Origin of the sequence: Actinomyces oricola, assembly GCF_004104015.1 — a bacterium.
In the GTDB taxonomy this organism is placed as follows: Bacteria; Actinomycetota; Actinomycetes; order Actinomycetales; family Actinomycetaceae; genus Actinomyces; species Actinomyces oricola.
The window spans coordinates 90,111-102,977 of sequence record NZ_RYFV01000004.1; the positions used below are offsets into that span (position 1 = coordinate 90,111).

Sequence of the window (12,867 nt, forward strand, 5' to 3'; positions counted from 1 at the left end):
AAGAGTCACTTCTTCCTCCCCTTCCTCTTTTTCTTGCTGGACCGGGCCGGCCGGGCCGCCTTCGCGGTGGGTCTCCTGGTCTTCTTGGCAGGCGTGCGCTTGGCCGGCTCGGCCTGCGCGGGGGCCTTGGCCGCCGGCTCATTCCCAGCTGGGGCCTTGGCGGGCTCATCGTCAGCCGGGGCCTTGGCCGCCGGCTCATTCCCAACCGGGGCCTTGGCCGGCTCATCGTCAGCCGGTTCGGCCTGCACCGGGGTGGGGGCGGTAGAACCGGCCCGCACCTGCGCGGGAGTCGCCGACTCGGCCTGCGCGGGGACCTCGGCGGGCTCGGTCGCCGGCTTGGCTTCTGCGACCGCCGACTCGCCCTCCGCCGGGGCCTTGGCCGGCTCATCGTCAGCCGGTTCGACCTGCGCGGGGGTGGGGGCAGTGGTAGAACCGGCCCGCACCTGCGCGGGAGTCGCCGACTCGCCCTCCGCCGGGGCCTCGCCCGGCCCAGAGCCTGCCGGTGGCGCAGCCTTCGCCTTGGCGGGGGCTGTGGGCTGGGCGACGACCGGCGCCGGGGCACCGGGCATGGAGGCCATGCCGGAGCGGCCCACGGAGGCGTTCTCCCGCTGCGTCATGCGCCCGGCCCGCTGGGCGGCGCCCACCTCCGGGGAGACCTCGGAGAGCTCGAGCGCCTGGCCGCGCACGCGCAGGACACGGGGGACGGACTCGTGGACCTCGTCTCCCGAGGCGTCCAGGGCGGGGGCGGCTGCCGTATTGGTGGAGGCGTAGACGCCGGGCATGGGCCGTTGGCCGGGGTGGGCCCCCGACTGGGCGTAGGCGCGCATCTTGTCCTCGGCGATCTGCCGTTGGGAGCGCTTGGCCCGTACCCGCTGACGATGGGTGAGGGTCAAGGCCCCCAGGGCGGCAATAATCAGCAGGACGCCGGTGAGCTCCATGGCTGCCACGTGGTTGCCGAACAGGGTCAGGGCCAGCGCCTGGGGGGTGGCCGCCGTGGAGTCGGCCAGGCCCTGGGCGGCGGGGAAGGTGTTGCGGACCACGGCGGCGGTCAACACCGCCACCAGGCCGACGCCCAGGGTGACAACAAGTGGCTTCTGCGCCGGCCAGGTGGTGCCGCCCATGGGCTCCTCGCCACCGACCCCGACGAGCATAATGACGAAGAGCACCAGGGTCATGACCGCCCCGGTGTAGACGACCACCTGGGTAATGCCCAGGAAGGGCGCCTCATTGGCGACATAGAGGACCGCCAGGCCGATCATGATGACGATCATGTTGATGGCGGCGCTCACCGCCCGTTTGGCGGTGAGCAGGCCCAGACCGCACAAGACGGTGACCACGGCGACGACGCCGAAGAGGATTGTCTCCCCCGTCGACATTGCGCCCGAGGCGGTCATGGTGGGGAGTGCGTGCGCGAGGGGGGTCACCGGGCCGCCTCCTTCTGAGGGACCGGGGCGGGCACGGCCTTGGCGGTGGCCACCGTGGGATCCTCCGGGCGCGCCGAGCGCACCCAGTCGATCTGGGCCTGGGTGGGTCCCTTGACCGCCCCGCGGTAATAGTCGACGTCCTCAGTGCCCTCGGCCATGGGGTGAGGGGCGGCCAGGGCCCGGGGGGGGACGGGGGCCAGCAGGTCGGCCTTCTCATAAATCAGGCCTGTACGAGTAGGACCGACCAGCTCGTCAATCTCATGGGTCATGGTCAGGGCGCGCGTCGGGCAGGCCTCAATGCACAAGCCGCAGAAAATGCACCGCAAATAGTTGATCTGGTAGACGCGCCCGTAGCGCTCCCCCGGCGAGTACTGGGCGTCCGGCTCGTTGGAGGCAGCCTCCACGTAGATGGCGTCGGCGGGGCAGGCCCAAGCGCACAGCTCGCAGCCGATGCACTTCTCCAGGCCGTCGTCGTAACGGTTGAGTTGGTGGCGCCCGTGATAGCGGGGCATGAGGACGGGCTTCTCAAAGGGGTAGAGCTCGGTGACCGTGGGGCGGAACATTGAGGAGATGGTCACCCCGTAGCCGGCCACCGGCGCAAAGGCGCGGGCCAGCGCACTGGGCGATCCGCGCAGCCACTGGTCGTGGTCGCTCCCGCCCGGAGCAGGGCGGTCAGTGCGGTCAGTCATCAGTTCCCTCCTGGGCCTCGGCGCCGGAAGCGGGGGTTGTCGGGGTGCCCGCGAGGGCGGTCGCGCTGGCGGTGCCGGCGGTGCTGGAGGGGGCCGTGCCCCTGGCGCGCGGCGACGGCGGCAGCACCTGGCCGGGAAGCGGTGGAACCGGGAAACCGCCGGCGAAGGCGTCCAGCGGCCCGTCCTCGCCTTGGCCCATTCCACCGGGGCTGGCGTCACCGGCGCCGTTGCCCGGCTCCTCTCCCGACTCGGCTTCGGGCGCGAAGTAGAAGACGAGTGTGGCCACCAGGAAGACAGCGGCCAGAACCAGCAGCAGGCTCTGCGGAGAGCCCCCGGAGAAAGCGCGATAGCCCTGGACAATGACCACGAGGACGAACCAGACCAGGCCCGCGGGGATAAGGACCTTCCAGCCCAGTTTCATGAAGTGGTCGTAGCGGATGCGCACCAGGGTGCCGCGGGTCCACACCATGAGGAACATGACCGCCCACACCTTGCCAATGAACCAGAGCATGGGCCACCACCCGGAATTGGCGCCCTGCCAGAAAGAGGCCAGGACCACCGAGCGCCAGCCGCCCAGGAAAAGAGTCACGCACACGGCCGAAACATTGAACATATTGATGTACTCGGCCAGGAAGTACCAGGCGAACTTCATGGAGGAGTACTCCACCATGTGGCCGGCGACCAGCTCGCCCTCGGCCTCGGGCAGGTCGAAGGGCAGGCGGTTGACCTCCCCCACCATGGACACCACGTAGATGAGGAAGCTGGGAACCATGCCAATGGCCCACCACAGGCGCTCCTGGGCGCTGACAATCCCGGAGGTGGACATGGTCCCTGAAACCAGGAACACGGTGAGGATGGACAGGCTCATGGCCAACTCGTAGGAGATGACCTGGGCGGCGCTGCGCACCGCGCCCAGCAGCGGGTAGGTGGAGTGGGCCGACCAGCCGCCCAGGATGGTGCCGTAAACCCCGAAGGCGGTGATCGCCAGGATATAGAGGACGGACACGGGGAAGTCGGTCAGCTGCAGGGGCGTGGAGTGGCCCAGGATGCTCACATTGGGGCCGAAGGGGATGACCGCGTAGACCATGAAGGCGCTGAAGGCGGCGATGACCGGGGCCAGGATGTAGACGAATCGCTCAGCGCCCTTGAGCCAGAAATCCTCCTTCATAATGAGCTTGCCGGCGTCGGCGATGGCCTGGAACAGGCCGAAGGGGCCGTTGACGTTAGGGCCCGGGCGGGTCTGCATGCGGGCCAGACCGCGACGCTCGACCCACAGCATCATAATGACGCTGACAATGAGGAAGGCGACAATGAAGACGGCTTTGATAATGGTGAGCCACCAGGTCTCCTCAGAGAAGTCGGCGGTCACACCCCCATTGGCCGGCAGGACAGCGCCCAACCGGGCTACTGCGTGAGTCGCGGTGTTCACCGGACCACCTCCGCGGGGATCGAAATGCTGACATGGGAGCCGTGGTGGGCGCCCAGGGTCTGGCGCACGGTAGAACCCGGGGAGCACTCGGGCAGCCACACGACGCCGTCGGCCACGCCGCCGACCCGGACCGGCAGGGCAATGGAGCCGGTGGCGGTGGAGACCTCAACGATCTCCCCGTTGCTCACGCCCAGGCGCGCAGCCAGATCCGCTCCCAGGCGGGCCACCGGGGCCAGGGCGGTAGCGGCCAGGAAGGGCTCGCCGTCTTGAAGACGGCCGGCGTCGAGCATGGGCTTGTGCGTCGCCAGGAGAGCGTCCAAGCCCGAGACGGTGGAGGCGCCCGGGGCGGTGGACTCGACAATGAGCTCCTCGTCAATGTCCTCATCGCTGAAAGCGACCTCACCGCGCGCCCCCGCCCACAGGCCCAAGGAGGCGAGCTCGGCGTGAAGGACCTCCAGGTCGGCAACGCCCAGGTCGATGCCCATCTGGGCGGCCAGCATGTCCAGGACCTGGCGGTCGGTTCGGGCCCGGGAGACGTGGGCCTGCCCGAAGGGGCGCACCCGCCCCTCCCAGTTGACGAAGGTGCCGTTCTTCTCCACCGGTGGGGCCACCGGTAGAACCACGTCGGCGTGCTCACTGACCTCCGAGCGGCGAACCTCCAGCTGGAGGGTGAACCCTGAGGCGGTCAGGGCGGCGCGGGCCAGGCCGGGGTCGGGGAAGTCGCGCAGATCCACTCCACCGATGACCAGTCCGCCGAGCTCGGAGTCGGTCAGGGCGGTGAGGATGCCGGTGGTGTCGCGGCCCGGGGCCTCCGGCAGGGCCGGTGCACTGCTGAAGCCGTCGGCGCGCGGGCCCCAGACGTCCTGCACCTGGGCGCGGGCGGCGGCGTCGGACACCGGGCGCCCACCGGGCAGAAGGAAGGGCAGCAGGCCGGCCTCAATGCCGCCGCGCTCGCCGGCACGGCGCGGCACCCAGGCCAGGCGCGCCCCGGTGGCGGTGGCCAGGGCGTCCACGACACTGAGCAGGCCGGGGACGGCGCTGGCGCGCTCCCCCACCACAATGGCCGCCCCCTCACCCTTGAGGGCTTCAATGAGCCGGGGGTGGGTGTGGGGCAGCAGGGCGACAGCGCGGGCCTCCTGGCCGGGGGCGGCCACAATGGTCTCGGCGTCCATCTTGGAGCTGCCGGCCGTCCGGACGGCGGTGACGGCGGCGACCTTGACCCCTCCGGCGCGCACGCCCTTGCGCAGGCGCAGGAACAGGGAACCACACTCGTCTTCAGGCTCCAGGCCCACCAGGAGCACCTGCCCGGCCCTCTCCAGGGCGCGGTAGGTGACCGCGCCCAGCCCGGTGCCGGCGACCCGCTTGGCCAGGAACGTGCCCTCCTCCTTGGAGTGGTCGCGCACGCGCTGATCAATGTCATTGGTGCCCAGCGCCATCCGGGCGAAGCGGGACCAGGCCCAGGCGTCTTCCAGGGTTAGACGCCCCCCGGGCAGGAGACCAACACCGCCGTCGGCCACGGCGCCGGCCAGCCCCACGGCGGCGATCTCCAGGGCCTCCGACCAGCTGGTGGACACCAGCTCGCCGCTGTCCTCGTCGCGCACCAGTGGGGTGGTCAGGCGGTCGGGGGTTGAGGCCCAGGTGAAGGCGAAGCGGTCCTTGTCGGTGATCCACTCCTCGTTGACGTCCGGGTCGTTGCCGGCCAGGCGGCGCAGGACGACGCCGCGGCGCATATCCACGCGGATGGCTGAACCTGAGGCGTCGTGCTCGGTGACCGAGTCGGTGGAGACCAGGTCCATGGGGCGGGCGCGGAAACGGTAGCGGGCGCTGGTCAGTGCCCCCACCGGGCAGATCTGGACAATGTTGCCCGAGAAGTAGGAGGCGAAGGGTCGCCCGGAGACGTCCAGTTCCTCCCCGGCGGGCCCGTGGGCCAGGCCGTCGACGACGCCGGGGGCACCGCCGGGGCCGGCCAGGTCCGCCTCGGGGACCAGGCCCGCCCCGCCTCGGATGGTCATGGTGTCCAGGCCGTCGGCCGAGGCCTGGGCGGCGCCCCCGGCGAAGTCCAGCACCCCGGCGTCAAAACGGCCCACCTGCTCGGAGTACAGGCCCCCGCAGTGCTCCGGGTTTCCGTCCATGTCGTAGGCGGGGTGGCCGCCGCCGCGCCCCTGGAGGGCGATGAAGGGGTCGCCGGGGATCTGGGCGGCGAAGCGCACGCAGCGCTGGCACAGGATGCAGCGGTCCCGATCCAGCAAGATGTTGCTGGTCAGCCGCAGCGGCTTGGGGAAGGTGCGTTTGACGTCGGTGAAACGGGTGGCGGCGCGGGCGCCGGTGGCCATGAGCTCCAGGGCCTGGTTCTGCAGGGGGCACTCCCCGCCCTTGTCGCACACCGGGCAGTCCAGGGGGTGGTTGACCAGGAGGAATTCCATGGTCCCGGCCTGGGCCTTGGCGGCCACCTTACTGGTGGCCTGGGTGGAGACCTCCATGCCGTCCATGGCGGTCATGGCGCAGGAGGGCTGCGGCTTGGGCATGGGCCGCACCACGCCGTCGCGCCCGGGCATGGCCACCTCCACCAGGCACTGGCGGCAGTTGGCCGACGGCTCCAGCAGGGGGTGGTCGCAGAAGCGCGGGATGCGCACACCAATCTTCTCGGCGGCACGGATGAGCAGCGTCCCCTTCTCCACCTTGACGGGCACGCCGTCAATGGTGAGGGTGACGAGGTCGGCAGTGGCGGTCATGTCTCACCGTGCGCTTTCAAGGATGGAGGAGGCCGCGTAGGGGAAGAGCTCGGCGGCGGCGGTGGTGTACCCGGCCTCGAACTCGGAGCGGAATCTCGCGATGCCGGTCAGGACGGGCGTGGCGGAGGCGTCGCCCAGGGCGCAGAAGGAGCGCCCGGCAATGTTGGAGGCAATGTCCTCCAGCTTCTCGACGTCCCCGGGCAGGCCCCTGCCCGCCTCCAGGCGCAGCAGGATCTGGCGCATCCAGTAGGTGCCTTCGCGGCAGGGGGTGCACTTGCCGCACGACTCGTGCTGGTAGAACTCGACCCAGCGGGTGACGACGCGCACCGCGGAGACGGTCTCGTCGAAAACCTGCAGGGCGCGGGTGCCCAGCATGGAGCCCGCGCCGGCGACCGACTCGTAGTCCAGGGGGACATCGAGCTCCTCGGGGCCGAAGATCGGGGTGGAGGAGCCCCCGGGCACCCAGAACTTCAACTGGTGCCCGGGGCGGACCCCGCCGGCCAGTTCAATGAGCTCGCGCATGGTAATGCCGAAGGGGGCCTCGAACTGGCCGGGGTTGACCACGTGCCCGGAGACGGAGAACAGGCCGTGCCCCCGGGATTTCTCGGTGCCCATGGCGGCGTACCACTGGGCGCCCCGGGCCACAATGCCGGGCACGGAGGCAATGGTCTCAACATTGTTAATGACCGTCGGCCGGGCGTAGAGGCCCTGGGCCGCCGGAAAGGGGGGCTTGAGGCGGGGGTGGCCGCGACGCCCCTCCAAGGAGTCCAGCAGGGCGGTCTCCTCACCGCAGATATAGGCCCCGGCCCCGGCGTGGGCGGTAATGCGCAGGGGCTGGGCGCCATCGAGGCCGAAACCGGTGTCCAGGTAGCCGGCCTCGCGGGCCTCGCGCACGCCGGCCAGAAGGCGGCGGTAGACGTGGGCCACTTCCCCGCGCAGGTAGACGAAGGCGTGATCGCAGCCAATGGCGCGGCTGGTGATGGCCACGCCCTCAATGAGCGCGTGGGGGTTGGCCAAGATGGTGGGAATGTCCTTGCAGGTGCCCGGCTCGGACTCGTCAGCGTTGACCACCAGGTAGCGGGGGCCGCCGTCGGGGGCGGGGAGGAAGGACCACTTCAGCCCGGTGGGGAAGCCCGCGCCGCCACGGCCGCGCAGACCCGACTCCTTGACCAGGGCGACCAGGTCCGCCTGGCTCATGGTCTTGGCCCGCTCCAGGCCCCTATAACCGCCGTGGGCCAGGTAGGTCCCCAGGGTCCAGGAGTCCCGGGCGTCCCACAGGTCGGTCAGGACCGGGGTGAGGGTGCCCGGAGGGGTGAAGGAGGGGGTGGTTGGGCTCACTTCGTCTCCTCCTTCGGGGCGGTCCAGTCCTGGTTGCGGGCAATGCGCAGGCCGCGCAGGCTGGGCTCGCCGGCGCCGCCGCCCTCGCCGGCACGGCCATCCTCGAAGCCGGCGAGCAGGCGCTCGTTCTCCCGGAAGGTCGGCAGAGTCTCAGGGCCGCGGGTGGGGGCGACGTCCTCGCCGCGCTGGAGGGCCTTAATCGTCTCCACGGCGGAGGCGGGGGTCTGGTTATCGAAGAACTCCCAGTTGATCATGACCACCGGGGCGTAGTCGCAGGCGGCATTGCACTCAAGGCGCTCGACGCTAATGACGCCGTCCTCACTGGTCTCATCGGGGCCCAGGCCGGTGTACTCGGCCACGGCCCGCCAGATCTCATCGCCGCCCATGACGGCGCACAGGGCGTTGGTGCACACCCCCACGTGGTAGGTGCCCACCGGGTGGCGGCGGAATTGGCTGTAGAAGGTGGCCACGGCGCTGACCTCGGCGCGGGTCAGGTCCAGCTCCTGGGCGCACAAAGCAATACCGGCGGGCGAAACGTAGCCGTCCACAGACTGGATGAGGTGGAGCATGGGAATCAGGGCGCTGCGCTCGCGCCCCACCGGGTAGCGGGACTTGATCTCAGCAATGTCAGCAGCCAGGCGGGCATCCGCCTCGGGGCTGCGGCCCGGGGCCGCGGGGGTTCCAGTGGTGCTCATTAGCGGTCCACGCCTCCCAGGACGGGGTCGATCGAGGCCAAGGTGGGCACGAGGTCGGCGATCATGCCGCCCTCGGCCATGAGGGCCAGGGACTGCAGGTTGGAGTAGGAGGGGTCGCGGAAGTGGACCCGGTAGGGGCGGGTGCCGCCGTCGGAGACGGCGTGCACGCCCAGGGTGCCCTTGGCGTGCTCCACGGTCTGGAAGACCTGTCCGGCGGGCACGCGGAAGCCCTGGGTGACCAGCTTGAAGTGGTGAATAAGGGACTCCATGGAGGTGCCCATAATCTCGCGCACATGCTCCAGGGACTGGCCCTGACCATCGGTGGACAGCGCCATGCGGGCGGGCCAGGCAATGGTTGGGTCGGCCACCATGAAGGCATTGTCCGCCTTGGATCCGTGTTCAGCGATCTCATCAAGGCGCTCCACGCACTGGGAGACGATCTTAAGAGACTGGTAGCACTCGTCCATGCGCACCTGCAGGCGGGTGTAGCAGTCCGAGCGCTGATAGGTGGGCACGTCGAAGTCGTAGGTCTCATACCCGCAGTAGGGGGTGGTGCGGCGCATGTCCAGGGGGTAGCCGGCAGCGCGCAGGCACGGCCCGGTCAAGCCCATGGCCAGCGCGCCGGCTAGGGTGATCTCGCCAATGCCCTGGAAACGGGCTTTGAGGATCGGGTTCTCCATGAGCAGCAGCTCCAGTTCATGGAGGTCCTGCTTAATGTTGGGCATGGCCGAGCGCACGAAGTCGGTAAAGCCCCTGGGAATGTCCTGGGCCAGGCCGCCGGGGCGAATATAGGCGTGGTTCATGCGCAGGCCCGAAGCCATCTCGAAGACCCGCAGAATGTTCTCCCGGCAGCGGAAGGAAATGGTCATGAGGGTGGTGCCGCCCATCTCATTGCCGGCTGAGCCCACGGCCACCACGTGGGAGGCAATGCGGTTGAGCTCCATGAGCAGCACGCGCACGACGGTGGCCTTCTGCGGGACGTCGTCAGTGACGCCCAGAAGCTTCTCCACGGCCAGGGCGTAGGCGACCTCCTGGAAGAAGGGGGCCACATAGTCCATGCGCGTCACGAAGGTCTCGCCCTGCACCCAGGTGCGGTACTCCATGTTCTTCTCAATACCGGTGTGCAGGTAGCCGGTGCCCACGCGGACCTCGGTGACCCTTTCGCCGTCGATCTCCAGGACCAGGCGCAGCACCCCGTGGGTGGAGGGGTGGACCGGGCCCATATTGACCACAATGCGGTCGTGCTCCAGGCGGTCGGCCTCGTCGCGCGCAGCAATGGCGGCAACGACCTCATCCCAGTCGCCACCCGTCAGGGTGTACTGGGGGGCGCCCGCGGACAGCTCGTCCGTGGCAGGGCCGGTGGCGTGAACAGTGCTCATTAGCGGTAGGACCTCCGGGTGTCAGCGGGCGGGGTGACAGCCCCCTTGTACTCCACGGGGATGCCGCCCAGCGGGTAGTCCTTGCGCTGGGGGTGGCCCACCCAGTCGTCGGGCATGGCCGAGCGGGTGAGATTGGGGTGGGAGTCGAAGACAATGCCCATGAGATCCCAGGTTTCGCGCTCGTGCCAGTCGTTGCCGGGGTAAACCGCCACAATGGAGGGCACGTGGGGGTCGGAGACGGGGCAGGCGACTTCCAGGCGCAGCATGCGCCCACCGTGGGTCAAGCTCATCAGGTGGTAGCAGGCGTGGAGTTCACGCCCGGCCAGGTGCGGGTAGTGCACGCCGCTGACCCCCAGGCACAACTCGAAGCGCAGATCCTGGTCATCGCGCAGGGGGGCCACGACGTCGAGCAGGTGTTGGCGGGCCACGAAGATGGTCAGCTCGCCGCGCTCGACAACAACCTTCTCAATGGCGGCGGCCGGGTCCACCCCGGCGGCGGCCAGGTCTTCAATGAGGTGGTCGACGGCGTCGTCGAACCAGCCCCCGTAGGGGCGCGTGGCGGCCGGGGCCAAGGCGGTGGCGCCCTGGGTGAGCCCGTAGCCGGTGGTGTCGCCGGCGTCGGGGGCCCCGAAGTGGCCCGTGTGGCGCGAGACGACCTCGACCCGCAGTTCGGGGCGCACCGCAGTCCCAGCGATCTCCGGAACTGCGGGGGTGCCCGCCTCCTGGGCGCCGGGAGCGGGGGTGTTCTCACTCATGCGAGCTGACCCTTCATCTCGTGGGTGGGGGTGGCGGCCAGGGCGGCCGCCTCGACGGCTCGCGCAATATCCTCGCGGTGCTTGAAGATCGGCTTGTGCTCGATGAGACGGGTGAGCTCGAGCATGGCGTTAATGAGCATTTCGGGGCGCGGCGGGCAGCCGGGCAGGTAAATGTCCACCGGCACAATGTGGTCCGCGCCCTGGACAACCGCATAGTTGTTGAACACTCCGCCGCTGGAAGCGCAGGCGCCCATGGAGATGACCCACTTGGGCTCGGGCATGGAGTCGTAGACATTGCGCACCACGGGGGCCATCTTGTGGGAGACGCGCCCGGAGACGATCATGACGTCGGCGTGGCGCGGCGAGGCGCGAAAAACCTCCCAGCCGAAACGGGCCATGTCGAAGCGGGGGGTGCCGGTGGCCATCATCTCAATGGCGCAGCAGGCCAGGCCCATGGTGACCGGCCACAGGGAGCGGGCCTGGGCCAGGTCCGTCAGCTTCTCGACACTGGTGAGCATGAAGCCGGGGCCCTCCACGGCGGCGAGCGCCTGAGCGCGCAGGTCGTCGCGCTTGGAGGGGATGTGGCGCATTTTCTCGTTGTAGTCCTTCATGTCCATGCGCGTTGGCCTTCCTTCCCGACGTATCCGCTCAGTCCCAGTCCAGCCCGCCGCGGCGCCACTCCAGAATGTAGGGCACCGTGATCAGAGCAATGAACAGCAGGGCCGCGCTCAAGCCGAAAAAGCCCAGGCGCCCGAACGCGGTGGCCCACGGGTAGAGGAAGACGACCTCCACGTCGAAGATGATGAAGGTCATGCCCACCAGGTAGAAGGACACCGGGAAGCGCCCGTGCTCCACATTGGCGGGGGTGGGGTCAATGCCGCACTCGTAGTTGGCGACCTTGACCTTGTTACGCCGGCCCGGGCTGACAATAGCGCTCAGGGTCAGGCCGCCAATGGCCACCAGGAGGGCCAGGGCGGCCATTATGAGCAAAGCGGCGTAGGGATTCATGCTGCCGGCACCATCCTTGTGAGGAGCTGGATGAGGTGGTCGAGGCCGTCGCCGCCGCGACGCTCCCAACCATCAGAGAGGAGCTTGGTGACGAGCCTCATGAGGCGTTTGCGCGGCAGCCCGTAACGAGTGCACAGGCGCATGACCTCGGGGTGCTCGATAAGGGAGACGAAGACGCGGCCCAGCGTGTAGTACCCGCCCATCTGGGCCCTCAGGGCCGCAGGGTACTGGGACAGGGCGCGCTCACGACCCAGCGCCGTGGAGCGGGCGGCCCCTTGTGCGGCGGCCTGGGCGGCCAGGCGCCCGGACATGAGGGCCTGGGCAATGCCCTCCCCGTTAAAGGGGGAGACCATGCCGCCGGCGTCGCCCAGCAGCATGAGGCCGTCGGCGTAGTGGGGTTTGCGGTTGAAGGCCATGGGCAGGGCGGCGCTGGCCAAGCGGCCGACCTGGTTGTCCTTGGTGAAGCCCCAGGAGTCCGGGGCATTGTCTATCCAGCGGGAGAAGACGGCCTTGTAGTCAATACTGGCGGCTGCGGCCCGTGAGGAGACCGAGCCCACGCCCACATTGACCAGGCCCTCGCCCACGGGCCAGACCCAGCCGTAGCCGGGCAGGAGGTCTGAGGCCCCCACGGGCCCGTCCCACAGCTCCAGCTGGGACTCCATCCAGGCGTCGGTGGCGCGCGGGGAGCGGAAGTAGGCGCGCACCGCCACCCCCAGGGGTTTGCGCTCGTCCTTGGTGCGGCCCACGGCAGTGGCCAGGCGGGCGGAGACCCCGCCGGCATCAATGACCAGGGGGGCGGCAATAGTGGTGGGGGCCTCAACACCCGGGTAGGCGACCCGGGGCGTGGGCTTGACCTCGATGCCGGTGACGCGTCCCGCGGCGGAGGTGCGGGGGGCGGTGGCGGTCACCCCGGTCAGGAGCCGGGCCCCGGAGGCGGCGGCGTGCTCGGCCAGGTCGCGGTCCAGTAGGGCGCGGGGGCGAGCCATCCCGTAGGAGGGCAGGGAGAGCTGCTCAGGCCAGGGGATGTGGAGGCGGTGCCCGCCGCCAATGACGCGCAGGCCGGTGTTGCGCTGCCAGCCGGTGGTGTCCACGCCCATGAGGATGAGTTCGCGCACGGCCGCGGGGGTCAAGCCATCACCACAAACCTTGTCCCGGCCGAGCTCCTGCTTCTCCAGGAGGATGACATCCAGACCCAGGACGGCCAGGTGGTGGGCGGCGCTGGACCCGGCGGGCCCGGCGCCCACCACGACGACGTCGGCGCTCAGGGGGGTGGTGCGGCGCACCGCGGTGGAGGTGGCGGGCAGGGCGGCCGTTTCGGTGGCCTTGTCCATCATTGGGCGCCTCCTCCCCACTGAGTCCTACGACAGCCACGAAGCGGGCCGAAGGGTCATCCGGGCACGGAAGACCGCATCAGACTC

11 protein-coding genes are annotated in these 12,867 nt (G+C 69.7%); all 11 read right to left on the bottom strand.

The window, feature by feature from the left end; all coding sequences use genetic code 11:
* Positions 1-5: 5 nt before the first annotated feature.
* From EUC46_RS13370 to EUC46_RS02815, 11 genes are read right to left on the bottom strand one after another with little or no spacing between them, the layout of a single operon-like run.
* On the bottom strand, positions 6-1,424 hold the full coding sequence (locus EUC46_RS13370; RefSeq protein WP_338324459.1) for an NADH-quinone oxidoreductase subunit J: 1,419 nt from the start codon (positions 1,422-1,424) through the stop codon (positions 6-8).
* Positions 1,421-2,113, bottom strand: a complete 693-nt coding sequence (nuoI, locus tag EUC46_RS02770; protein ID WP_128772669.1) for an NADH-quinone oxidoreductase subunit NuoI — start codon at positions 2,111-2,113, stop codon at positions 1,421-1,423. The genes EUC46_RS13370 and nuoI overlap by 4 nt, the downstream gene beginning before the upstream one ends.
* Entirely contained in the window at positions 2,106-3,542 is a 1,437-nt protein-coding gene (nuoH, locus tag EUC46_RS02775; protein ID WP_241655350.1) for an NADH-quinone oxidoreductase subunit NuoH, read from the bottom strand. The genes nuoI and nuoH overlap by 8 nt, the downstream gene beginning before the upstream one ends.
* Entirely contained in the window at positions 3,539-6,274 is a 2,736-nt protein-coding gene (locus EUC46_RS02780) for an NADH-quinone oxidoreductase subunit G (protein WP_128772670.1), read from the bottom strand. Before EUC46_RS02780 ends, nuoH begins: the two co-directional genes overlap by 4 nt.
* Positions 6,275-6,277: 3 nt before the next feature.
* Positions 6,278-7,612, bottom strand: coding sequence for an NADH-quinone oxidoreductase subunit NuoF (gene nuoF, locus EUC46_RS02785; protein WP_206645870.1), 1,335 nt, complete (start codon positions 7,610-7,612; stop codon positions 6,278-6,280).
* A complete protein-coding gene (gene nuoE, locus EUC46_RS02790) occupies positions 7,609-8,307 on the bottom strand; it encodes an NADH-quinone oxidoreductase subunit NuoE (protein ID WP_128772672.1) in 699 nt (232 codons plus the stop codon). The genes nuoF and nuoE overlap by 4 nt, the downstream gene beginning before the upstream one ends.
* A complete protein-coding gene (locus EUC46_RS02795; protein WP_128772673.1) occupies positions 8,307-9,686 on the bottom strand; it encodes an NADH-quinone oxidoreductase subunit D in 1,380 nt (459 codons plus the stop codon). The genes nuoE and EUC46_RS02795 overlap by 1 nt, the downstream gene beginning before the upstream one ends.
* Positions 9,686-10,441: an NADH-quinone oxidoreductase subunit C gene (locus EUC46_RS02800; RefSeq protein ID WP_128772674.1), complete on the bottom strand. Its 756-nt coding sequence runs from the start codon at positions 10,439-10,441 to the stop codon at positions 9,686-9,688. The genes EUC46_RS02795 and EUC46_RS02800 overlap by 1 nt, the downstream gene beginning before the upstream one ends.
* Positions 10,438-11,058, bottom strand: coding sequence for an NADH-quinone oxidoreductase subunit B (locus tag EUC46_RS02805; protein ID WP_128772675.1), 621 nt, complete (start codon positions 11,056-11,058; stop codon positions 10,438-10,440). The genes EUC46_RS02800 and EUC46_RS02805 overlap by 4 nt, the downstream gene beginning before the upstream one ends.
* A gap of 31 nt (positions 11,059-11,089) precedes the next feature.
* Positions 11,090-11,449, bottom strand: a complete 360-nt coding sequence (ndhC, locus tag EUC46_RS02810; protein ID WP_128772676.1) for an NADH-quinone oxidoreductase subunit A — start codon at positions 11,447-11,449, stop codon at positions 11,090-11,092.
* On the bottom strand, positions 11,446-12,783 hold the full coding sequence (locus tag EUC46_RS02815) for a geranylgeranyl reductase family protein (protein WP_421701107.1): 1,338 nt from the start codon (positions 12,781-12,783) through the stop codon (positions 11,446-11,448). Before EUC46_RS02815 ends, ndhC begins: the two co-directional genes overlap by 4 nt.
* Positions 12,784-12,867 lie beyond the last annotated feature (84 nt).

Bases quoted from the DNA above. Each gene is read 5' to 3' on its own strand.
- nuoI (WP_128772669.1), bottom strand. From the start codon at position 2,113: ATGACTGACCGCACTGACCGCCCTGCTCCGGGCGGGAGCGACCACGAC.
- EUC46_RS02780 (WP_128772670.1), bottom strand. From the start codon at position 6,274: ATGACCGCCACTGCCGACCTCGTCACCCTCACCATTGACGGCGTGCCC.
- nuoE (WP_128772672.1), bottom strand. From the start codon at position 8,307: ATGAGCACCACTGGAACCCCCGCGGCCCCGGGCCGCAGCCCCGAGGCG.
- EUC46_RS02795 (WP_128772673.1), bottom strand. From the start codon at position 9,686: ATGAGCACTGTTCACGCCACCGGCCCTGCCACGGACGAGCTGTCCGCG.
- EUC46_RS02800 (WP_128772674.1), bottom strand. From the start codon at position 10,441: ATGAGTGAGAACACCCCCGCTCCCGGCGCCCAGGAGGCGGGCACCCCC.
- EUC46_RS02805 (WP_128772675.1), bottom strand. From the start codon at position 11,058: ATGGACATGAAGGACTACAACGAGAAAATGCGCCACATCCCCTCCAAG.
- ndhC (WP_128772676.1), bottom strand. From the start codon at position 11,449: ATGAATCCCTACGCCGCTTTGCTCATAATGGCCGCCCTGGCCCTCCTG.
- EUC46_RS02815 (WP_421701107.1), bottom strand. From the start codon at position 12,783: ATGATGGACAAGGCCACCGAAACGGCCGCCCTGCCCGCCACCTCCACC.